Raw genomic sequence first — 21593 nt, forward strand, 5'->3', positions numbered from 1 at the left:
GACAGGATGTTCGCGAGCGCCAAGACTCACCTCCAGGTCGATTGCCGGGGACAGTAGTAGCCCGGATCACCCGCCCGGCCCAGGGGCGACGGGCCACCGGATACACCCGTAGTGATCAACGCCAACCGGACGGGCGCCGTCGCCGTCCGAGGTGGACACGTCGTTCTCGCAGGTCGGAGGCGGTCCGTCCGGTCGCGGGGCGCGTGCCCGCCCGGTTCCGCCGCGGCGGCGGGTACGGTGCCGGCCGATCTTCGCGGCCGCCGGGCCGGCACCTGTCACCGTCCGTCGCTCGGCGAGGCGGGGGTGCGATCGACGACCGGTAGATCAAGATCGACGACAGGGTCCGGTCGTGCGCCGGGCGGGTTTCATGGTCACTCCGCCGGGAAACGCGGCGGTCATCAGGAGGGGATGTCGCGCTCGATCTCGTCCAGCCACACCGTCGCCGCCATGTCCGACGGGGCCCGCCAGTCCCCGCGCGGCGACAGCGCACCGCCCGCGGAGACCTTCGGCCCGTTCGGCAGCGCGGAGCGCTTGAACTGGCTGAAGGCGAAGAAGCGCTTCGCGAACACGCCCAGCCAGTGCCGGATCTCGGCCGGGGAGTACTCGGGGCGCTCGTCGTCGGGGAACCCGGGTGGCCAGGCCCCGGCGGCGGCGTCGGACCAGGCGTGTCCGGCCAGGAACGCGATCCGGGACGGCCGGAACCCGTAGCGCAGCGTGTACCAGAGCGTGAAGTCCTGCAGCGCGTACGGCCCGACGACGGCCTGGCTGGACTGCACCTCGCGGCCGTCGCCGGCGGGCACCAGCTCGGGGGTGATCTCGGTGTCGAGCACCGACCGCAGCACCGCCGACACCTGGTCGTCGAACTGGGCACTGGAGATCACCCAGCGGATCAGGTGCTGCATCAGCGTCTTCGGCACGCCGCCGTTGACGTTGTAGTGCGACATCTGGTCGCCGACGCCGTAGGTGGACCAGCCCAGCGCGAGCTCGGAGAGGTCCCCGGTGCCGAGCACGATGCCGCCGCGCTGGTTGGCCAGCCGGAACAGGTAGTCGGTGCGCAGCCCGGCCTGCACGTTCTCGAAGGTGACGTCGTAGACGGGCTCGCCGCGGCCGAACGGGTGGCCGATCTCGGTGAGCATGGTGCGCGCGGTCGGGGTGATGTCGATGGTGTCGAAGCTGACGCCGAGCGCCGCGGACAGCGCCTCGGCGTTCTTGCGGGTGTGGTCGGAGGTGGCGAAGCCGGGCATCGTGAACGCCAGGATGTCGCTGCGCGGCCGGCCCGCCCGGTCCATCGCCCGGGCCGCGACGATCAGTGCGTGCGTGGAGTCCAGCCCGCCGGACACCCCGATGACCACCTTCGGCGACCCGATCGCCCGCAGCCGTTGCTCGAGCCCGGCGACCTGGATCGAGTAGGCCTCGTAGCAGTCCTGCTCGAGCCGGTCCGGGTCCGCGGGCACGAACGGGAAGCGCTCCACCGTGCGGCGCAGGCCGATGTCGTGGCCCGGCGGGTCGAGCCGGAAGGACACCGTGCGGAACCCGGAGGTGCGCTCGGCGTGCGCGCGCCGGTTGTCGTCGAAGGTGCCCAGGCGCAGCCGCTCGGCCGCGACCAGGTCCAGGTCGACGTCGGCGACGGCGTGCCGGGCGCCGTCCGGGAACCGCTCGGACTCGGCGAGCAGCTCGCCGTTCTCGTAGATCATCGTCTGGCCGTCCCAGGCGACGTCGGTGGTCGACTCGCCCTCGCCGGCGGCCGCGTAGACGTAGGCGGCCGTGCAGCGCGACGACGCCGACCGGCACAGCAGCCGGCGCTCGTCGGAACGCCCGACGGTGATCGGCGAGCCGGACGGGTTGGCCAGCACCGTGGCCCCGGCCAGCGCGGCCTCGGCCGACGGCGGGATCGGCACCCAGAGGTCCTCGCAGATCTCCACGTGCAGCACGAACCCGGGCAGGTCCTCGGCGGCGAAGAGCAGGTCCGGGCCGAACGGGTACTCGTCGCCGCCGATCCGCACCGACGCGCCGCGCAGGTCGTCGCCGGCCGCGATCTGGCGCCGCTCGTAGAACTCCCGGTAGGTCGGCAGGTAGGACTTCGGCGCGACCCCGAGGATCCGGCCGCGGTGGACCACGACGGCGGTGTTGTAGAGCCGGTGCCGGTGCCGCAGGGGCGCCCCGACGACGAGCACCGGCAGCAGGTCCGCGGTCTCCGCCACCAGCCCGAGCAGCTCGCGCTCGACGGCGTCGAGCAGGGTGTCCTGCAGCAGCACGTCCTCGATCGAGTAGCCGGACAGCGTCAGTTCCGGGAACACGACCAGGCCGGCGCCCTCGTCGTGGCAGGCGCGGGCGATCTCCAGCACGGCGGCGGCGTTCGCGGCCGGGTCGGCGATCGTGGTGTGCAGCGTGGCCGCGGCCGCGCGCAGGAACCGGTGGCGGTAGACGGAGCGGAAGTCCACGCCGCCATTGTCCCCGATCATCGTCTGAGCAGTCGCAGCAGCGCGGGCGGGCGCCCGCCGAACCCCTCGGCCTCGAGCGCCACGAACAGCACCCGCGGCAGGTCGCGCACGGCGGGGAAGAGCACGTAGCGCGGGTACCAGGTGGGCCGGAACTTGGCGTTGAACCGGTACAGCGAGTCGATCTGCCACCAGCGCGACGCGACCCGCAGCAGCGTGGCCCAGGTCCGGGCGACCGGGCCGGCGCCGATCCGCTCGCCGCGCTCGATGGCGGCCCGGAACACCGCGAAGTTGAGCGACACCCGGGCCACCCCGAGGCCGGGGCAGGCCGCCATCAGCTCGGCGATCATCAGCTCGTTGACGCCGTTGTCGGCGTCCGGGGCGCGGACCATGAGGTCCAGCGACAGCCCGTCCGGACCCCACGGAACCAGCTGCAGCATGCCGCTCGGCGTGCCCTCGCGGGACGCGGTGACGATCACGGCGTCCGGGTCGTCCGGGTCGGCCACCCGCGACGACGCCATCGAGAACCCGCGCTCGGGCTCGGCCCCGCGCCAGTGGTGCGCGCGCTCGGCGATCCGGGTGCGCTCGTCCGGGTCGAAGCCGGACAGCCGCCGCACCTCCACCGTGTGCTCGGCCCGGCGCATCCGCTGCACGGTCTGCCGGACCCCGCGCATCGGCCGGCCCTCCAGGCCGAACGTCGCGGTGTCGAGCACCGCCTCGTCGCCGAGCTCCAGCGCGTCGAGGCCGGACTTCGACCACGCCGTCGCGCCGCGCTCGGAGCAGCCGAGCACCGCGGGGGACCAGCCGTGCCGGGTGCACTCGCCGAGGAAGGCCTCGATCGCGCCGGGCCAGGCTCCGACGTCGCCGACCGGGTCGCCGGAGGCCAGCGCCACGCCGGCGAGCACCCGGTAGGACACCGCCGAGCGGCCGCCGTGGGCGAACACCGCGGCCTTGTCCCGGCGCAGCGCGAAGTAGCCCAGCGAGTCGCCGCCGGGTGTGCGCAGCAGCTCGCGCAGCTTCTCGGCGTCGTCCGGTTCCAGCGACGGGCGCGGCTCCGGCGAGCGCAGCAGGTGGTACCCCGCGACGACGACGGCGACGATCCCGAACGTCAGCCCGACGGCCGCGGTGAGGTCGTCGAGCCATTCCATCCGGAACGCGAGCGGGCCGGACACGCCGATCAGCGACAGCGCTGCCTGCGCGGCCTGCTCGGCGACCGACGGGTCCCCGGCCAGGCGCCGCAGGTTGAGCGCGAGCAGGATCCAGACGACCAGGAAGCCGGCCAGCCCGAACTGCACCAGCGTGCGCACCGCCCGGGCGAGCCCGCCCGGGTCCTGGCGGGCCACGAAGTAGCGCCGCGCGCCCACCAGCGCCAGCAGCATCCCGGCGGCGAGCAGCAGCGGGACGATGCCGCGCCGCTGGTCGACGACGTGCACGACGTTCACCACCAGCAGCACCGTCGCCGTGCCGGTGGCCACCCACCAGGCCCGCTGCTTGCGCCGTCGCAGTCCGGTCGCCAGCAGCAGCAGCCCGACGCCGGCGACGGTCGTCACCACCAGCCCGGCCAGCCCGACGCCGATCGGCAGCCCCAGCGAGCTGCGCAGGTCGCTGCCGAGGATGCGGCGCGGAGCCGGGAGCACGGCGGTGACGACGGTCAGCAGGCCGACGATCCGGGCCGCCCAGACCACGGCGCGGACGGTCGCCCCCTCGGACAGCCGCCGCCGGCGGGCCTCGGGGTCGGGGCGCGGCGCAGGCCCGCGTGGTCCCGCGGGTGCCGGATGCGCGTCCCCGGCGGTCTCGGACCCCGCCACGCCATTCCTCCTCGGCCGTGCCGGTGGCGGCGTGGCCGACCGGCGTGGGCTGCCGGCGGGGTTCGTCCGCCGACCCGGGCCCGCGCGTCCGGCATCGGGGCGACCGGCCGGACAGGTGCGCCGACCCGGAACTCGACACTAGACCGGTTCGGGCCCCGCCGAGGGCGTCGCACACCCCGGCGGGTTACCAGGTGCAGCCGATCGTGCGCACCGCACCGCACCCGGATGGAGACAGGGTGTCGCGGGCGACGGGCCGAGGGTCCGGCCCCGGAAGTGATCGCGCGAAACGTGCCGTGCGGGGTCGCCCGGACCGGGAACATGATCGACAGTCCGTTGTCGCCATGGGTGTCCGTGTTGCTCCGGCGGAGTGTCGATCATCCCTCGGTGGGTGGGCACCGGGCCGAATCCGGCATGGCACGGACCGTCCCGGCCCACCCCTGGAGTGTTCGTTCAGCAACGCACCGACACACCACGGAGGCGAGCATGATGATCACGAAGGACATGACCCGGGAGCTCATCGGGCAGCAGGCGATCGACTCGCACGGGGAGAAGGTCGGCAAGATCGGCCAGGTCTACCTGGACGAGCGCAGCGGGGACCCGACCTGGGCGACGGTCAACACCGGCCTGTTCGGCACCAAGGAGAGCTTCGTGCCGCTGCAGGGCGCGGACGCCGACAACTCGGGCGTCGCCCTGGCCGTCGACAAGCAGCAGGTGAAGGACTGCCCGCACGTGGGCCGGTCCGACGAGCGGCTGTCCGGGTCCGACGAGGAGGAGCTGCACCGCCACTACGGCACCGCGGCCGGAGCCGCCGGGAACGGGCACGCGACCGGCACCGAGGGACGGCACGCCACCGCCGAGCGGACCGGCGACACCACGGACACCGACCGCGACCGCATCGCGGGGGTCTCCGGCGACGACGCCATGGTCCGGCACGAGGAGCGCCTGCGGGTCGGCACCGAGTCGGAGGAGACCGGCCGGGTGGCGCTGCGCAAGTACGTCGTCACCGAGGACCAGACGGTCACCGTTCCGGTCAGCCACGAGGAGGTGCGGCTCGAGCGCGAGCCGATCACCGACGGCGACACCGTGCGTTCCGGCGCGATGGGCGACGACAGCTACGAGGTCACCCTGCACGCCGAGCGCCCGGTGGTGGACAAGACCACCGAGGCCGTGGAGAAGGTGCGCCTGGGCACCCGCACCGTGACCGAGGACGAGCAGATCTCCGACACCGTGCGCAAGGAGCAGATCGACGTCGACGACCCGTCGCACGCGCTGCGCGACGACCGCGACCGGAGCTGATCCACTCCCGCTCCCTCGCGAGCCTCGGCGCGCCACCGGTCCTCCCGCGGGGTTCCGGTGGCGCGCCGGCGCGCGTCTACAGGGGTGCCTCGCTGCGCGCGCGGCCCCGCACGCGCTCGTCGAGCAGGGCGAGCGCGGTGCGCAGCGCGCCGGCGGCCTCCGACACGGCCTGGCGTGGCCGGGCGCCGACCCCCAGCGTCGTCGCGAAGCCGTGGGTGAGGTCCGGGTGCCGGCGCAGCGTCGCCGGGACCCCCGCGTCGCGCATCCGGGCGACGAGCTCTTCGCCCTCGTCGCGCAGCGGGTCGAAACCGGCGGTGGCGATGTAGGCCGGCGGCATGCCGGACAGGTCGCCGTCGGCGAGGCGCAGCCGCGGGTCGTCGCGCATCGCCTCGGGGACGTACCAGGCGGCCATGGTCTCGATCGCCGACGTCGTGAGGAAGTAGCCGTCGCCGAACAGCTCCCGCGACCGGGTGTGGCCGGCCACCTGGGTGACCGGGAAGAAGGCCAGGCAGAACACCGGCGGACGGCCGGTGGCGCCCGGGCGCGAGGTCACCCAGGACACCGTCAGCGCGAGGCTCGCGCCGGCGGAGTCGCCGCCGACCGCGATCCGCCCCGGAGCCGCGCCGTACTCGGCCGGGTGGGTGGCGACGTGCGTGAACGCCGCCAGGCAGTCGTCCACCGCGGCCGGGAACGGGTACTCGGGCGCGAGCCGGTAGCCGACCGACAGCACCCGGGCGCCGGACTCCGCGGCGAGCACCGAGCAGAGCCCGTCGTGGGTGTCCAGGTCGCCGGCGACGAAGCCGCCCCCGTGCAGGTAGACCAGCAGCGGGGAGCCGTCGGAGTCCTCGGTGACGCCGTCGCGCAGCACCGGGTCGGGGACGTAGAGCCGGGCCGGGAGGTCGCCGGCCGCCCCCGGCACCGTGCGGTCCTCGCGGCGCACACCCGGCTCGTCCGGACCGGCGAGGACGCGGTCGACGAACAGCTGACCCTCGCGGATCCGCTCCGGGACGGGCGGCGGCGGGGGACGCCGGGGGGTCAGCAGCCGCCGCAGCAGCTGCACGTCGAGATCCAGCTCCTGGCCGTCCACCTGGACCGGCGGCCCGGCGATCGCCCGCTTGAGCGGCACCGGCAGGGCCAGCACCGCCTGCAGGGCCCCACGGGCCATGCGTACCTGTGCGTCCACGACACCTCCCACGACGAGAGACACCCTGTCTCGATCGTTCCACCGCCCGCGGCCGCGCGCCGCAGGTCGCGGCACGGTTCACACCGCGGAAGGGTGGTCCGGTATCCCTTGTCCGCCAGGAGGTCGAGATGCCGGATTCCGCCCCGGAGCACTCGTCACGGAGTGTCGCGCCGCCGCGCTCCGGGGCCGGCGGTCACCCGTGAGCGCCGAGTTCGGCGCCGTCGTCCTGGGGACGCCGGACCCGCCCGCCCTCGCCGCCTTCTACCGAGCGCTGCTCGGCTGGGAGACGGTCGGGGAGGAGGCCGCCGACTGGGTCCGGCTGCGCGACCCGGCCCGCGAGCGGCCCGGCCTGAGCTTCCAGCTCGAACCCGCCTTCGCTCCGCCCGCCTGGCCGGCACGTCCCGGCGCGCCGCGGATGTTGCTGCACCTCGACCTGCTGGTCGACGACCTGGGCGCCGAGGTGGACCGGGCGGTGCGGCTGGGCGCGACGGTGGAGGCGCACCAGCCGCAGGACGGCGTGCGGGTGCTGCGGGACCCGCACGGGCACGTGTTCTGCCTGTTCCTTCCGGGGTGGTGAGCTAACCGACGTCCCGGCTTCGCACCGTGAGCTCGTGCGGGGAGCGTTCCAGGTCGCCGGGTTCGAGCCCGAGCGCGAGGATGCGCTCGGGCCGGAGCCGGATGACGGCGGCGGAGGGATCCCCGCCCGGATCCTCGATCGTCTCGGCGTGTCCTCGGACCTCCAGGAAGCGCACCCGCCAGGGATCGGTCGACGCCACGTCGTCGACGACGAAGGCGGCCCGCCCGTTGTCGGCGACGTTGCGGTACTTGCGACTGCGGGACATGCCCCAGCCGCCGATGTCGATCGTCCCCCGATCCCGGTCGACGCGGTAGCCGACCGGGTTGACCTGCAGCGTCCCGTCGGGCGCGCTCGTCGCGAGGCGTCCGAGCGGTTGGCCGGTCAGGTACTCGAGCTCGCGATCGGTGAACATGGCGCGACCGTAGGACCTCGACCGAGGTTCAGGTCAAGCCGCGGCGTCGCGATGCCGGAGCACGAGCGTGCCGGCCGGCGGGGCATCGATCGCGTCGTCAGGCCGTGGTCGTGGCCGTCGCCTTCGGTCCGGCCCGGCGCACCGAGCGGTAGGTGAGCTTCCGCAGCGCGGTCTCGGCGGGCCCGCGGATCCCGGCCCGGTCCATCGCGTAGGCCGCGACGACGGTCGCCAGCCAGGTGGCGATCCCGACCCCCATCGCGGACCAGCTCGACAGGTGCGCTCCGAGCGCGAGCCCGGAGGCGGCGAGCAGACCGGCCCACACCACCGACTGGGCCAGGTACCCGCTCATCGACCGGCGCCCGAGGGCGACCAGCGCGCGGACGGGCAGCGGATCGGTTCCCGCGGTCGTGATGCGGTGCGCGACCAGGGCGAACACCGCGGCGTACCCGATGCCGGCGAAGAAGCCGGTGTAGTTGTGCAGCATCAGCAGGTCCGGAGCGCCGGGGAGCGTCAGGGCACCGACGTGCACGAGTGCCTGGACGAGGCCGCCGCTCCACCCGACGGCGATCCCGACGACCGCGGTCCGCCGCAGCAGCGGCAGGTGGCGGCCCGGCTCCTCGAGGATCCGGTGGCGCGCGGTGAGCAGCCCGAGCAGGAACGCCGCCGGCAGCACCAGCATGATGAACGGGCTGACCAGCGACGGCAGCCAGAGCGTGAGCCGGTAGAGGATCGAGGCGAGGTAGCCGGGCTCGGCGGTCGCCAGTCGCTCGGCGCCCGCGCCGCCCGGGGTCAGGGTCATGAGCGCGGTCGCGGCGACGGAGACGAGGGCGGCGAGCCCGAGCAGGACACCGATCCAGACCTTCAGGACACGGTCGCTGCGGTTCAGGAACAGTGGCACGAACACGAGCCCCATCAGGCCGTAGGCGCCCAGGATGTCGCCGAAGAACAGCAGCGTCGCGTGCACCAGCCCGAAGGCGATCATCCACAGGTTCCGGGTGCGCAGCATGCGTCGCACGTCGGCCGGGGAGGCGCCGCGCGAGATCTGGCGGGAGTACATCTGGCCGATCCCGTAGGCGAACAGCAGGGCGAACAGCGGGTACGCCCGGGCGTCGACCGTCGTGATGGTGACGGCCTGCGCGATCCGGTCGGCGAGACCGCCGTCGGCCGGATGGACACCCGCGAGGCCCGTGTCCGCGGTGAACAGGTAGTACGGCACGTGCGCCAGCGCGATGAACAGCAGCATCAGACCGCGGGCGAGGTCGGGCGCCAGGGCGCGCTGGGACACCGGGGTGGGGGCGGACGCGGCGGCCGGGTCGGTCGTCGTGGACACGGGAACGGTCTCCTCTCTGGAGTCGATGTGTCCATCACAGACCGTGCCGCTGCGGCACACTCAAGTCCTGGCGGATCAGGCGTGGCCGAGCTCCGGCTCGTCGGCCGCGCGGCCGGTGTCGGCGACGGCGGCGGGGCCCGCCGCCGGGACGCCGCGGCGGGCCGCCCGCTCGGCCAGGGCGTGATCGACGACGACCTTGCCGGCCGCCGTCAGCGGCAGGGCGGTCATCGCGCCGAGCACCCCGCCGGCCGCGACGCCGACGAGGACGGCCACGAAGGCCGCGACCGGGGTGAGCTCGATGGCCTTGGAGAACACCCGGGGAGCGATGATGTAGTTCTCGAGGCCCTGGTAGAGCAGGAAGAAGATCAGCGTGACGACGCCGAGCACCACGCTGACCGACAGCGCCGCGGCGATGCCGACCACCGAGGCCAGCGTCGCGCCGATCTGCGGCACGGCGTCGAGGACGGCGACGACGACGGCGAGCAGCGCCGGGTACGGAACCCCGGCGACCAGGAAGAAGGCGAACGCGGCGATCCCGGCGACCGCGGACACGACGAGCTGCCCGGAGACGTAGCTGCCGACGCGCCCGAGCGCGGCGTCGGCCACCGCGATGCGGTCCTCCCGGACGAGCAGCCGGTCGATCCCGGCACGGATGCGCGGCATGGCCAGGCTGAAGTAGATCATCAGGACCAGCGAGGTCAGGGCGGCGAACACCCCGCCGAACAGGGCACCGAGCGCGCCGAAGACCGCTGCCGCCGACGTGGCCAGGGCCGTGCCCAGGCCCTGCAGCAGCGTCTGCACCCGCTCGTGGTTCGCCGGGTCGGACAGGGTCCGTCCGACCGCACCGCCCGGACCGCCGGCGCGGTCGCCCAATGCGCTGAGGCGGGCGGGCAGCTCGGTGGCCAGCGTGCCGATCTCCCTGGCCGCCGGGACGACGAGCACGGCGACGAGTCCGATGAGGACCACGAGCACCCCGAGCACGACGAGTGCCAGGGCCAGCCCGCGCCGCAGGCCCCGGGAGTGCAGCGCGCGGATCGCGGGCTCGATGCCGGTGGCGAGGAAGAAGCCGACGAACACCAGCACCAGCGCGAACCGGGCGGCGACGGCGGCCGCGGCCACCGCGAGGACCACGAGCACGACGGCGGTGATCGCGGCGTAGTCGCCCAGCGGCATCCGTCGTGGACGGTCGGGCCCGGTTTCGAGCTGATCGGTCATCGCCGGTTCCTCCCGCCGTCGGTCGGCACGCGGAAGAGCGTTCAGCTCGGGACCCGGGCGGCGCACCACCCACGGTGGGTGAGGTGCCCGCCGTGGTCCCTCACCCACCCCCGTCCCATGAGTACGGCGTGGGGGCTGCGACGGAGGGATCAGTTGCTTGCGGGGACCGCACCGTCGTCGGTGTTGTCGGCGGTGCCGTTGCCCGGGGTGCCGTGGGCGGGGGCGTCGCTGTCGGTGCTCCCGAGCCGGCCGGCCAGGCCCGGCGACGGATGGCTGATCCGGCCGCCGTGCTCGATGTCGTAGGCGGACTCGGCGTGCACGACCCGGTCGATCCCCTCGCGCTCGGCGTCGGGGTCGACCCGCAGCCCCATCGTCCGGTGCAGCACCCACGCGATCGCGTACGTCATGCCGAACGCGTAGAGGCAGGTCACGACGACGGCGACGATCTCGCGCCAGACGATGTCCCAGCTCCCGCCGAGCAGGATGCCGGAGATGCCGGCCGGGGCGTTCGACGCGGCGATCAGGACGACGCCGATGGTGCCCACGATCCCGCCGACGCCGTGCACGGCGAACGCGTCCAGGCTCTCGTCGATACCGAAGCGCTTCTTCCAGGTGCAGGCCCAGGCCACGACGGCGCCGCCGGCGAAGCCCACCGCGAGCGCGCCGAGCGAGTTGAGCGCGTCGGCCGACGGGGTGATCGCGACCAGGCCCGCGATCATGCCGGACGCGAGGCCGAGGGTGGTGGCGTGGCCGTCGCGCAGCTTCTCGATCAGGCAGAAGCCGAGCATGCCGGCCGCGCCGGCGAGCAGCGTGGTGAGGATGACGTACTGGGCCAGGAAGTTCGCGCCCCCGGCGGTGCCGCCGTTGAAGCCCATCCAGCCGAACCACAGGATCCCGGCGCCCAGTAGCATCACCGGCAGGTTGTGCGGGCGCTCGGCCTGCGAGCGGCGGGGCCCGAGCACCATCGCCAGCGCGAGCGCGGCGACCCCGGCGTTCATGTGGACGGCCGTGCCGCCGGCGTAGTCGTGCATCTGCAGCGTGTTCGCCATCCAGCCGCCGACGACGCCGGTCTCGGGGTCGTCGAACGCGAAGACCCAGTGGGCGAGCGGGAAGTAGACCAGCGTCAGCCACACCGGGGCGAAGACCAGCCACCCGGAGAACTTCATCCGGCCGGCCGCCCCGCTCGCGACGATGGCGATCGTGATGGCGGCGAAGAGGATGAAGAACGCGGCCCAGAAGACGTCCTCGGGCCCGCCGGACCCGCCGTCGTCGTGCACGCCGAGGAAGCCCGGGTACTCCAGCGGGTTACCGATCAGGCCGAGTCCGCCGAGCGAGTCGCCGGAGACCATGCTGTGTCCGATGAGGACGTAGAGCACGGAGGCGATGCCGAGGGTGCTCATCACCATCATGAGCATGTTCAGGGCGTTGCGACTGCTCATCATCCCGCCGTAGAACAGCGCGAGGCCAGGGAACATGAGCAGGACCAGGGCGAACGCGGCGAGCAGCCACGCGAGATCTGCTTCGGGCACGGGGGGCTCCTCGAGAGGTCGACCGACGCGGAGGCCGGCGGGACGCTCGACGTCGAGATCTCGCCAGGGTTGACACGGTCTTCTGACGAGAGACTCCGGTGGTTGCCCCGGTGTCACATTGCGTAACGAATGGGTGTCAACCGGACGAGTGGGACGTCTCGGGCCCGTCCAGCAGCCCGACGGCCTGCCGGCCGAGCCGGCGTTCGGCCTCGTCGTAACCCCACCCGCAGTCCACGACGAGCGTGCGCCACGCGCCGATGCCGAAGCAGAACCACAGCCGGTCGGCGACGGCGTCGGCGTCGAGCTGCGGGGTGATCGCGTTCAGCCAGGCGGCCAGTTCCGCATCGCGGCGTCCGCCACCCGTGCCAGCTCGTCGCGTGTCGTCCCGCCCATCGCCTGGATGATCAGCCCGTTCGCGACCGTCTGGACGTAGCGGGCGATCAGATCGGGGTCGGCGTCCGCGGGTAGGTCGCCCTCGTCGACGGCGCGCCGGAAGCGGTCCCGCAGGCGCTCGTGGCCCTCGATGCGCCAGGTGGCGAGGGCGTCGCGGGCGGCACGCACGGACTCGTCCACGGTCAGCGCGCCCCGCAGGCCCAGGCAGCCCGGGGGATGTCCCGGAAGGGTCGCCGTCCGCATCGCGCCGGCGAGGAACTCGGTGGCCACCCTGCGGGCGGTGGCTGCCTGCACGGCCTGGACGGGGTAGGCGGCGGGGCCCTCGACGTAGCGGAGCAGCGCCTTGTGGAAGAGCTCCTCCTTGTTGCCGAAGGCCGCGTACATGCTCTTGCGGGAGATGCCCATCGCCTCGGTCAAGGCGGACAGGCTCGCCCCCTCGTAGCCGTGCTCCCAGAAGACCAGCATCGCCTTCTCCAGCGCCTCGTCGGCGTCGAAGGCCCGCGGCCGGCCCAGCTGTGCGTTGCCCACCCCGGCATCCTAGCCTTTCGGCACCGATCGGTGCAGATGTGCTAGCGTCCAGTTCTGCACCGATCGGTAACTATCTACGTGGAGGTTGATCATGCGTCGACTCGAGGGCAGGACGGCGGTCGTCACCGGGGGCGGCACGCGGGGGATCGGCCGGGCCACGGCCGCGCGCCTGGTGGCCGAGGGAGCTCACGTGTTCATCACCGGCCGGCGGAAGACCGAGCTCGACGAGGCCGTCGAGGTCATCGGGGAGGGGGTGACGGCGGTCCCGGGTGACATCACGGATCCGGACGACCTGGACCGGCTCTACGAGGCGGTCGCGGCGCGCGGGCAGGGCCTCGACGTGCTCTTCGCCAATGCGGGCACGGCGTCCTTCGCGACCGTCGAGACGCTCGCGGAGGAGGAGTTCGACCGGGTCTTCGACGTGAACGTGAAGGGCACGCTCCGCACGGTCCAGAAGGCGCTGCCGGTGCTGAACGACGGCGCGTCGGTGATCATCAACGTGTCGACCTCAGCCGACCGCGGGGTCGCCGGATTCGGGACCTACGCCGCGTCCGAGGCCGCGCTGCGGGCGTTCACCCGGGCATGGGCCATCGAGCTGAAGGGCCGGGGTGTCCGGGTGAACGCGATCTCCCCCGGGCCGACCGAGACCTCGGGCGTCACCGAGCTCGTGGGGGAGGACAACATCGAGGCCTACCGGGCGGGCCTCGTCGACCAGGTCCCGGCCGGACGCATCGGGAGTCCGGACGAGGTCGCGGCCGCGGTGGCCTTCCTCGCCTCGTCGGACAGCAGCTTCATGCTCGGCGCCAACGTCTACGTCGACGGCGGCGTGAACCAGGTCTGACCGGCACCGGTTGTCGTCCTCTCGTTCCGCCCGGACGGCGCCATGGGCGTGCGGACCGTGGGCACACTGCGGTGCCGGACTCGTCGGCTCACCCCGCTCGTCGCTGATATGTGACCGGTGGTCGCTTCTTACTGGAGGGGAACGTGTGTTCGATCGGAGAATCGGACACATGACCACCGCCTGGCAGGCCACCGACGAGGACCTCCTCCTCGGTCTGCGCGTTGCTCAGGAGGATGTGAACGAGGCGTTCGCGCAGATGGTGGAGCTGATCGGCGAGGCCCGTTCCCGCGGGCTGGCCGAGGCCACGGGTCACAAGGATCTGACGGATCTGCTGCGGTCGGTGCAGAACGTGTCCCGCTCCACCGCGCGATCCCGGGTCCGGGCGGCCGAGGAGCTGGCCCCGCGCCGGCAGGTGAGCGGGGAGGCGGTGGGGCCGGATCTGGCGGTGCTGGCCGCCGCGGTCGCCGAGGGCGCGTTGACCCCGGAGCACGTGCGCGAGATCCAGGCCGTGCTGGCTGCGTTGCCGCCGCATCTCGACGAGCATCGCCGCCCCGCTGGAGGCCGACCTGACCGAGCACGCCCGGAGCCTGGACCCCGACGCGGTGCGCCGGCTGGGCCGCCACGCGCTGGCGCTGCTCGATCCGGACGGCGCCCGCCCGCGCGAGCCCAGGCCCACCCGCAACGCGCTGACCCTGCGCTCGCTGGGGGAGGGATTCGAGGCACGCGGCTTCTTCGACCGCGAGTCCGCGGCGATCCTGCGCAGCGCGCTGTCGCCGCTGAGCGCGCCGTGCCCCACCGTCCCGGCCGACACCGACTGCTGCGCCGACGGCGAGCACACCGGGCACGAGCCCGGCGAACGCGACCCCCGCTCGGCAGCGGAGCGCACCGCGGACGGGCTGGTCGAGCTGGCCCGGCGGATGCTCGCCACCGGCGCGCTCGGGACCGAGGCCGGTCAGGCGGTGCAGGTCACGGTCACCGTCCCGCTGGAGACCCTCGTGACGGGCGAGGGTGGGGCGCTGATCGGGTTCGGGGACGGGACGCTGCGGGCGGCGATCGATGCCGAGGCGGCGTTGCGGCTGGCCTGTGATGCCCGGATGGTGCCGATCGTGCTCGCCTCGACCGGGGAGCCGCTGTTCGTGGGCCGGGACAAGCGCTTCGCGAACCGGGCCCAGCGCCGGGCACTGGCCCAGCGCGACGGCGGCTGCGCGTTCCCCGGCTGCGACGCCCCGCCGCAGTGGTGTGTCGCCCACCACGTGCGGCACTGGGCCCACGGCGGCTGCACCGACCTCGACAACCTGGTGCTGCTGTGCTCCCAGCACCACACCTTGATCCACAAGGGCGACTGGGTGATCGCGATGGAGGGCGGGTTCCCGTGGTTCCATCCCCCGCTGTGGGTGCCGGGTGGGCCGCGGCGCAACATGCTGCAGCGCCCGGACCTGGTCGGGCGGATCCCGGCACAACGACCACCACCACGGGTCGCCCAGCTCGTCAGCTGACCCGATGCGCCCGGACCCGACGAGATCGGTCCCCCACCCTTGTCCAGCAGGTGAGGGACCGATTCTCGTCATAGGCACTGGAAGTGCCCCCGGCAGGATTCGAACCTGCGCTCCCGCCTCCGGAGGGCGGTGCTCTATCCCCTGAGCTACGGGGGCCGTGCGATGGGAGAACAGTAACCCACGCCCCCGGCCGGCGTGCAGCCGGGGCCCTCGCATGATCAGTTCATCAGCACGGTCAGTTCATCGGCAACGGCTCCGCGCCGCGCTCGGCGAGCATCCCGCGCATCAGCTCCGCCTCCGGGACCTGCGAGGCCAACATCTGGGTCGCGAGGTTGCGCACCTCGGCGGTGTCGGCGTGGTCGCGGGCGTACTCGAGCATCGACACGCCGCCCTCGTGGTGGCGCAGCATCAGCTGCAGGAACACCACGTCGAGCTCCGGCTCCGGCGTCGCACGCATCCGGGCGAGGTCCTCTGTCGTGGCCATGCCGGGCATCCGGGCCAGTGACTCCGGAGCCCCGGGGGAGTGGCCGTGCGAGGAGTCCGCCATCCACGCCATGTGCCCGCCGGTCGGCAGGTTCGGCGCGTTCCAGAGGGCGAGCCAGCCCTGCATCCGGCCGATCTGCTGGTTCTGGGTCGACTCGATGTCGAACGCCAGCTGCCGCAGCCGCGGGTCGGTGGTCCGGTCCCGTTCCCAGGACGCCATCTCCACGGCCTGCCGGTGGTGCGTCGACATGTCCTGGGCGAACCCGACGTCCACCGAGCCGGGCTCCGGGGCGTACGGGCCGAACGCGCCCCGCACCGCCAGCCCCGCCACGAGCACCGCGACGACCGCGAGCGCGGCGAAGGTGATCGTCAGCGGGTTGCGCCACGCGGGCCGCTCGGGCGCGGGCGGGGTGGGGTCGGGCTCGCTGCGGAGGAGGTCGGGGATGGGGCCGTTCACACCTGCCGAGTGTGCCCGAGCCCGCCCGTCACTGCCCCGGCGCGGGTGCGGGGGCGGGCTGCTCCTCCGGGACCGGCTGCTCGCCGGGGACCGCCCCGTCGGGCACCGGAGCCCCCAGGTCCGCGCCCTCGTTCTCCGGGAACACGGTCTCCCGGTCGATCGCTTCCTGCGGCGGGATCGCCTCGAACGCGGGCGGGGCGTCCTGGTCGAAACCGCCGCCGGCGCCGACGTCGCAGGTCGCACCGACCTCGGGGTGGGTGAACCGGTTGAGCCGCAGGGAGCGGATGAACTGGTCGATCCGCTCGTCGTCGGCGGCGTCGACCTTCAGCTGGTTGCCCCAGGACTGCAGCGAGATCGGCGCGTCCAGGTCGGGGTAGGGCGACATGACCGTGTACGGCTGGCCCTCGACCCGGTCGCGCAGCGCGGCCTGCCCGGCCTCGTCGACCAGGTCCGGGTTGTAGGCGATCCACACCGCGCCGTGCTCGAGGGAGTGCACGAGGTTCTCCGAGCGGACCGGCTCCGGGTAGACCACGCCGTTGCAGGCGGCCCAGAAACCGTCGTGCGCGCCGCCCATCGGCGGGCTGTGCTGGTAGGCGACCCGCTGGAAGCCCAGCACGTGCTGCAGGCCCTCGAACTCCTGGCTGATGACGCCCTCGATGGCCGTCGCCGGGTTCTGGTTCTCCTCGGTCGGCGTCCACTGCGCGTTCTGGCTGCGCTGCACCAGCGGGTAGCCGATGAACGCCCCGGCCAGGAGTACGAGCACCGTGATCGCGGCGATCATCATCCAGGGGATCTGGCGCTGGTTGACCGGGCCCAACGACGGCGGGCGCTTCTTGCCGGACGACTTGCCGCTGGCCATGGGGGGAGATCCTGTTCGTGGTCGGCGCAGGGAGCGATGCGCGGCCGAGTCTAGGGACGGCCGGTCACCCGCCCGGGCGGGCCCCGGTCCGGCGGCGGCGTGCCGGGCATCACCTCGTAAAATCCCGACGGTGAATCCCGACGTGCTCGCCGACCTGGTCCGTGATGTCGCGCGGGACGTGCTGACCCGACGCGACCTGGACGTCTCCGCCCTGCCCGCGGACGGCGTCGTCGAGCGTCCGCGCAACCCCGAGCACGGCGACTACGCCACCAACGTCGCGCTGCGCACCGCGAAGAAGGCCGGGGTCAACCCGCGCGAGCTGGCGGGCTGGCTGGCCGAGGCGCTGGCCGAGCGGGACGGGATCGCGAGCGCCGAGATCGCCGGACCGGGGTTCATCAACCTGCGCCTCGCCGCAGACGCGCAGGGCGCGATCGTCGGTGAGGTGCTGGCCGCGGGCGAGAGCTACGGCACCGGCGACGAGCTCGCGGGGACCCGGATGAACCTCGAGTTCGTCTCCGCGAACCCGACCGGCCCGATCCACCTGGGCGGGACCCGCTGGGCCGCCGTCGGCGACGCGCTGGGCCGGGTGCTCGGCGCCCGCGGCGCCGACGTGACCCGCGAGTACTACATCAACGACGCCGGCGCGCAGATCGACCACTTCGCCGCGTCGCTCATCGCGGCGGCGACCGGTGCGCCGACCCCGGAGAACGGCTACGGCGGCGCCTACATCGGCGAGATCGCGCAGCGCGTCGTCGCCGCCGAGCCCGGCATCCTCGACCTGCCCGAGGCCGAGCGCCACCAGGCGTTCCGCCGCACCGGTGTGGCGCTGATGCTCGAGGAGATGCGCAGCTCGCTGCACGAGTTCGGGACCGACTTCGACGTCTGGTTCAGCGAGCTCTCGCTGCACGAGGCCGGCGCCGTGGAGGACTCTGTCCGGCAGCTGAAGGAGAACGGCAGCCTCTACGAGAAGGACGGCGCGTGGTGGCTGCGCTCGACCGAGCAGGGCGACGACAAGGACCGCGTCGTCATCAAGAGCGACGGCACGCCCGCCTACGTCGCCGGTGACATCGCCTACCTGCGGGACAAGCGCACCCGCGGTTTCGACCGCTGCATTTACATGCTCGGCGCCGACCACCACGGCTACACCGTGCGGCTCAAGGCGGTCGCCGCGGCGTTCGGTGACGACCCGGCCGTGGTCGAGGTCCTGATCGGACAGATGGTCAACCTGGTCCGCGGTGGCGAGCCGGTGCGGATGAGCAAGCGTGCCGGGACGATCGTGACCCTGGAGGACTTCGTCGACGCCGTCGGTGTGGACGCGGCCCGCTACTCCCTGGTCCGGTCGTCGGTGGACTCCACACTGGACATCGACCTCGACCTGGTCTCCAGCCGGACCAACGAGAACCCGGTGTTCTACGTCCAGTACGCGCACGCCCGGCTGTCCTCGCTGGCCCGCAACGCCGCCGACCTCGGCGTCGAACCGGGGGAGTCCTACGGCCTGCTGGAACACCCCCGCGAGGGCGACCTGATCCGCACCCTCGGCGAGTTCGGCGAGGTCGTCCGGTCCGCCGCCGAGCTGCGCGAGCCGCACCGGGTCGCCCGCTATCTGGAGGCCCTCGCCGGGGCGTACCACAAGTTCTACGACTCCTGCCGCGTCCTGCCCCAGGGCGACGAGGACGTCACCGACCTGCACCGGGCCCGGCTCGCGCTGTGCGTCGCCACCCGCCGGGTGCTCGCCAACGGCCTCGGCCTGCTCGGCGTCGGCGCCCCGGAGCGCATGTGATGCGCGCGCACCCCGCCGGCCCGCTGCACGCCGGCCTCACCCCCGCCCCCGAGTCCGCCGGGCCCCGCCCGGCCTCGGCCGCCGAGCTCGACGCGCTGGCCCCGGCAGTCTGGCCGCGGCACGCCGAGCGCGGCGCCGGCGGCGCGCTGCACACCGCCGGCGTCGACGTCCGGGACCTCGCGCAGCGCTACGGCACCCCGCTGTTCGTGCTCGACGAGGACGACTTCCGAGGCCGCTGCCAGGAGTTCGCCGCCGCGTTCGGCGCGGGCTCGGTGCACTACGCGGCCAAGGCGTTCCTGTGCACCGAGGTGGCCCGCTGGATCGCCCAGGAGGGTCTCTCGCTGGACGTCTGCTCCGGCGGCGAGCTCGCCGTCGCGCTGCGCGCGGAGTTCCCGCCGGAGCGGATCGCGCTGCACGGCAACAACAAGTCCACCGCCGAGCTGGAGATGGCGGTGGACGCCGGCGTCGGCGGGATCGTGCTGGACTCCGACGACGAGATCGCCCGGCTGCAGGCCGTCGCCGCGGAGCGCGGGGTGACCGCGCCGGTGCTGATCCGGCTGACCGTCGGCGTCGAGGCGCACACCCACGAGTACATCGCCACCGCGCACGAGGACCAGAAGTTCGGGTTCTCGATCGCGAGCCTCACCGGTGAGAAGGACTCGGCGGCGCTGGAGGCGGCCCGCCGGGTGCTCGCCGCCCGGAACCTGGAGCTCGTCGGGCTGCACAGCCACATCGGCAGCCAGATCTTCGACACCGAGGGCTTCGAGGCCGCCGCCCGCCGTGTCGTGAAGGTGCTCGCCGACCTGCACGCGGAGCACGGCAGCGACAACCTCGCCGCGCTGCGCACGCTGGACCTCGGCGGCGGTATCGGCATCGCCTACCGCCCCGGCGAGATCCCGCTGTCGATGCCGGCGCTGGCCGAGGAGCTGCGCGGGATCGTCAAGCGCGAGTGCGCGAACGCCGGCCTGGACGCGCCGTCGATCGCGGTCGAGCCCGGCCGCGCCATCGCCGGGCCGGGCACCGTCACGCTCTACGAGGTCGGGACGATCAAGGACGTGCCGCTCGGCGGGTACGCGCGGCGCTACGTCAGCGTCGACGGCGGGATGAGCGACAACATCCGCACCGCCCTCTACGACGCCGAGTACGACGTCCGGCTGGTCTCCCGTTCCTCGGAACGAGACAGCGTGCCGGGCGGCGACGAGCCGGTGCTGTCCCGGGTGGTGGGCAAGCACTGCGAGTCCGGTGACATCGTGGTGCGCGACTGCTGGCTGCCGGCCGACCTCGCGCCGGGCGACCTGCTGGCCGTCGCGGCGACCGGGGCGTACTGCTACGCGATGGCGTCCGGTTACAACCGGCTGCCCCGCCCGGCCGTCGTCGCGGTGCGCGAGGGGGCCGACCGGCCGCTGCTGCGCCGCGAGACACTCGACGACCAGTTCCGGTTCGAGGTGTGAGCGGCGCCCGTGCGGCGTGTCGGGTGACAACGGCCACCCGGGCCTGACCGGGACCGGCCTGACCAGGAATGATCGGCGCGCCCGCGGTGGGCGCGGTACGCGAGGAGGGCACGTGGCGAGCGGCGAGAGCTCCGCACTGTCGGCGAGCAGCGGGGCCGTCCGGGTGGCTCTGCTCGGCTGCGGCACCGTCGGCACCGAGGTGGTCCGGCTGATCACCGACCAGGCCGGGGACCTGGCCGCCCGGGTGGGCGCGCCGGTCGAGCTGGCCGGCGTGGCCGTGCGGCGGCCGCACCGGCACCCGTGGCTGACCGAGCACTTCGGCGAGCTCGTCACGACCGACGCCGGGGAACTGGTGACCCGCGACGACGTCGACGTGGTCGTCGAGGTGATCGGCGGCATCGACCCGGTGCGCGGCTGGCTGCTCGAGGCGCTGAAGTCCGGCAAGTCCGTGGTCACCGCGAACAAGGCGCTGCTGGCCGAGGACGGCCCGACGCTGTCCGAGGCCGCCGACGCCTCCGGCGCCGACCTCTACTTCGAGGCCGCTGTCGCCGGCGCGATCCCGCTGCTGCGCCCGCTGCGCGAGTCGCTGGCCGGGGACCGGATCACCCGGGTCGCCGGCATCGTCAACGGCACCTCGAACTTCATCCTGTCCGCGATGGGTGCAGAGGGCGCGTCCTATGCCGACGCGCTGGAGGAGGCCACGCGTCTCGGCTACGCGGAGGCCGACCCGAGCGCGGACGTCGACGGCTACGACGCCGCCTCCAAGGCCGCCATCCTGGCCTCGCTGGCGTTCCACACCCGGATCACCGCCTCCGACGTGCACCGCGAGGGCATGCGCGAGGTGACCTCCGCGGACGTCGCCGCGGCCCGCCGGCTGGGCTGCACGATCAAGCTGCTGGCGATCTGCGAGCGGGTGACCGACGGCGACGGGGCCGAGTCGGTCTCGGCCCGGGTCTACCCGGCGATGGTGCCCGACTCGCACCCGCTGGCCCGGGTCGACGGCGCCTTCAACGCGGTGTTCGTGGAGGCCGAGGCGGCCGGTCAGCTGATGTTCTACGGCCAGGGCGCCGGCGGCGCGCCGACCGCGTCCGCGGTGCTGGGCGACCTGGTCGCGGTGGCCCGCAACCGGGTCGGCGGCGGCCGCGGGCCGCGCGAGTCGGCGTATGCGAGCCTGCCGGTCCGCCCGATCGGCGAGGTGCCCACCCGCTACCACGTCGACCTCGAGGTCGCCGACCGCGAGGGCGCACTGGCCGCGATCGCCGGGGTCTTCGCGACGCACGGCGTGTCGATCGCCGCGGTCCGCCAGACCGGCGGGGTCAACGGCTCGGTGGACCGGGCCGACGGCTCGGAGCACAGCCAGGCCCGGCTGACCGTCGTCACGCACTCCGCGCCGGAGGCCGCGCTGTCGGCCACGGTGTCCGCGCTGCTCGACCTCGACCACGTGCTCGGCGTGGCGGGCGTGCTGCGGGTGGAGGGCCTCGGCCGCGCGGTGAGCGCGCTGGGCATGGGCGAATGAC

General features: G+C 73.7%; 17 protein-coding genes, 1 tRNA gene and 1 pseudogene. 8 read left to right on the top strand and 11 right to left on the bottom strand.

Features of this window, described 5'->3' with window-relative positions; genetic code table 11:
* Positions 1–398: 398 nt before the first annotated feature.
* Together WIS52_RS10110 and WIS52_RS10115 are read right to left on the bottom strand one after the other, a co-directional pair.
* Positions 399–2441, bottom strand: coding sequence for an NAD(+) synthase (locus WIS52_RS10110; RefSeq protein ID WP_349297872.1), 2043 nt, complete (start codon positions 2439–2441; stop codon positions 399–401).
* A 17-nt stretch (positions 2442–2458) separates the two neighbouring features.
* Complete coding sequence (locus WIS52_RS10115) at positions 2459–4246, bottom strand: phosphatidylglycerol lysyltransferase domain-containing protein (RefSeq protein ID WP_349297873.1); 1788 nt, start codon at positions 4244–4246, stop codon at positions 2459–2461.
* Between the two features lie 483 nt (positions 4247–4729).
* On the opposite strand from WIS52_RS10115, the gene WIS52_RS10120 reads away from it, so the two are divergent.
* Entirely contained in the window at positions 4730–5542 is an 813-nt protein-coding gene (locus WIS52_RS10120; protein ID WP_349297874.1) for a PRC and DUF2382 domain-containing protein, read from the top strand.
* Between the two features lie 76 nt (positions 5543–5618).
* On the opposite strand, the gene WIS52_RS10125 is transcribed toward WIS52_RS10120, so the two are convergent.
* Positions 5619–6725: an alpha/beta hydrolase gene (locus WIS52_RS10125; RefSeq protein WP_349297875.1), complete on the bottom strand. Its 1107-nt coding sequence runs from the start codon at positions 6723–6725 to the stop codon at positions 5619–5621.
* 199 nt (positions 6726–6924) lie between these two features.
* Here WIS52_RS10125 and WIS52_RS10130 point away from each other — a divergent pair, with 199 nt between their 5' ends.
* Positions 6925–7302 carry a VOC family protein gene (locus WIS52_RS10130; protein WP_349297876.1) on the top strand — a complete coding sequence of 126 codons (378 nt, stop codon included), beginning with the start codon at positions 6925–6927 and terminating at the stop codon, positions 7300–7302.
* A gap of 1 nt (position 7303) precedes the next feature.
* Here the strand turns inward: WIS52_RS10130 and WIS52_RS10135 are convergent, their stop codons facing one another.
* The 5 genes from WIS52_RS10135 to WIS52_RS10155 form a co-directional block, all read right to left on the bottom strand.
* Positions 7304–7714: a PPOX class F420-dependent oxidoreductase gene (locus WIS52_RS10135; RefSeq protein WP_349297877.1), complete on the bottom strand. Its 411-nt coding sequence runs from the start codon at positions 7712–7714 to the stop codon at positions 7304–7306.
* A 97-nt stretch (positions 7715–7811) separates the two neighbouring features.
* On the bottom strand, positions 7812–9044 hold the full coding sequence (locus tag WIS52_RS10140) for a DUF418 domain-containing protein (protein ID WP_349297878.1): 1233 nt from the start codon (positions 9042–9044) through the stop codon (positions 7812–7814).
* Between the two features lie 75 nt (positions 9045–9119).
* Positions 9120–10259, bottom strand: coding sequence for an AI-2E family transporter (locus tag WIS52_RS10145; RefSeq protein ID WP_349297879.1), 1140 nt, complete (start codon positions 10257–10259; stop codon positions 9120–9122).
* Between the two features lie 149 nt (positions 10260–10408).
* The gene (locus WIS52_RS10150; RefSeq protein WP_349297880.1) at positions 10409–11788 is read right to left on the bottom strand and encodes an ammonium transporter; all 1380 of its coding nucleotides are present in this window, start codon (positions 11786–11788) and stop codon (positions 10409–10411) included.
* Positions 11789–12109: 321 nt separating this feature from the next.
* Entirely contained in the window at positions 12110–12709 is a 600-nt protein-coding gene (locus tag WIS52_RS10155) for a TetR/AcrR family transcriptional regulator (RefSeq protein ID WP_349297881.1), read from the bottom strand.
* Positions 12710–12800: 91 nt separating this feature from the next.
* On the opposite strand from WIS52_RS10155, the gene WIS52_RS10160 reads away from it, so the two are divergent.
* The 3 genes and pseudogenes from WIS52_RS10160 to WIS52_RS10170 all read left to right on the top strand — a co-directional run bounded on the left by WIS52_RS10160 (position 12801) and on the right by WIS52_RS10170 (position 15046).
* A complete protein-coding gene (locus WIS52_RS10160; RefSeq protein ID WP_349297882.1) occupies positions 12801–13550 on the top strand; it encodes an SDR family NAD(P)-dependent oxidoreductase in 750 nt (249 codons plus the stop codon).
* A gap of 256 nt (positions 13551–13806) precedes the next feature.
* Positions 13807–14022 (top strand): annotated as a pseudogene (locus WIS52_RS31680) (hypothetical protein); the annotation flags it as partial.
* A gap of 94 nt (positions 14023–14116) precedes the next feature.
* Positions 14117–15046 (top strand): HNH endonuclease signature motif containing protein, encoded by a 930-nt coding sequence (locus WIS52_RS10170; protein WP_349297961.1) that lies wholly within the window; start codon positions 14117–14119, stop codon positions 15044–15046.
* 84 nt (positions 15047–15130) lie between these two features.
* Here WIS52_RS10170 and WIS52_RS10175 read toward each other — a convergent pair.
* The 3 genes from WIS52_RS10175 to WIS52_RS10185 form a co-directional block, all read right to left on the bottom strand.
* Positions 15131–15202: transfer RNA gene (locus tag WIS52_RS10175), tRNA-Arg, on the bottom strand.
* Between the two features lie 79 nt (positions 15203–15281).
* Positions 15282–15986, bottom strand: a complete 705-nt coding sequence (locus tag WIS52_RS10180; protein WP_349297884.1) for a DUF305 domain-containing protein — start codon at positions 15984–15986, stop codon at positions 15282–15284.
* Between the two features lie 28 nt (positions 15987–16014).
* Entirely contained in the window at positions 16015–16845 is an 831-nt protein-coding gene (locus WIS52_RS10185) for a DUF3105 domain-containing protein (protein ID WP_349297885.1), read from the bottom strand.
* Between the two features lie 130 nt (positions 16846–16975).
* Here WIS52_RS10185 and argS point away from each other — a divergent pair, with 130 nt between their 5' ends.
* From argS to WIS52_RS10200, 3 genes are all read left to right on the top strand, one after another.
* Positions 16976–18625 carry an arginine--tRNA ligase gene (gene argS / locus WIS52_RS10190; protein ID WP_349297886.1) on the top strand — a complete coding sequence of 550 codons (1650 nt, stop codon included), beginning with the start codon at positions 16976–16978 and terminating at the stop codon, positions 18623–18625.
* The gene (lysA, locus tag WIS52_RS10195) at positions 18625–20076 is read left to right on the top strand and encodes a diaminopimelate decarboxylase (protein ID WP_349297887.1); all 1452 of its coding nucleotides are present in this window, start codon (positions 18625–18627) and stop codon (positions 20074–20076) included. Before argS ends, lysA begins: the two co-directional genes overlap by 1 nt.
* Positions 20077–20188: 112 nt before the next feature.
* Entirely contained in the window at positions 20189–21592 is a 1404-nt protein-coding gene (locus WIS52_RS10200; RefSeq protein WP_349297888.1) for a homoserine dehydrogenase, read from the top strand.
* Position 21593: the final 1 nt, after the last annotated feature.

This window comes from Pseudonocardia nematodicida, from assembly GCF_040105385.1.
GTDB lineage: Bacteria > Actinomycetota > Actinomycetes > Mycobacteriales > Pseudonocardiaceae > Pseudonocardia > Pseudonocardia nematodicida.

Coding starts and splice junctions, on each gene's coding strand:
- lysA (WP_349297887.1), top strand. CDS start 18,625: ATGCGCGCGCACCCCGCCGGCCCGCTGCACGCCGGCCTCACCCCCGCC.
- WIS52_RS10160 (WP_349297882.1), top strand. CDS start 12,801: ATGCGTCGACTCGAGGGCAGGACGGCGGTCGTCACCGGGGGCGGCACG.
- WIS52_RS10135 (WP_349297877.1), bottom strand. CDS start 7,714: ATGTTCACCGATCGCGAGCTCGAGTACCTGACCGGCCAACCGCTCGGA.
- WIS52_RS10145 (WP_349297879.1), bottom strand. CDS start 10,259: ATGACCGATCAGCTCGAAACCGGGCCCGACCGTCCACGACGGATGCCG.
- WIS52_RS10185 (WP_349297885.1), bottom strand. CDS start 16,845: ATGGCCAGCGGCAAGTCGTCCGGCAAGAAGCGCCCGCCGTCGTTGGGC.
- WIS52_RS10120 (WP_349297874.1), top strand. CDS start 4,730: ATGATGATCACGAAGGACATGACCCGGGAGCTCATCGGGCAGCAGGCG.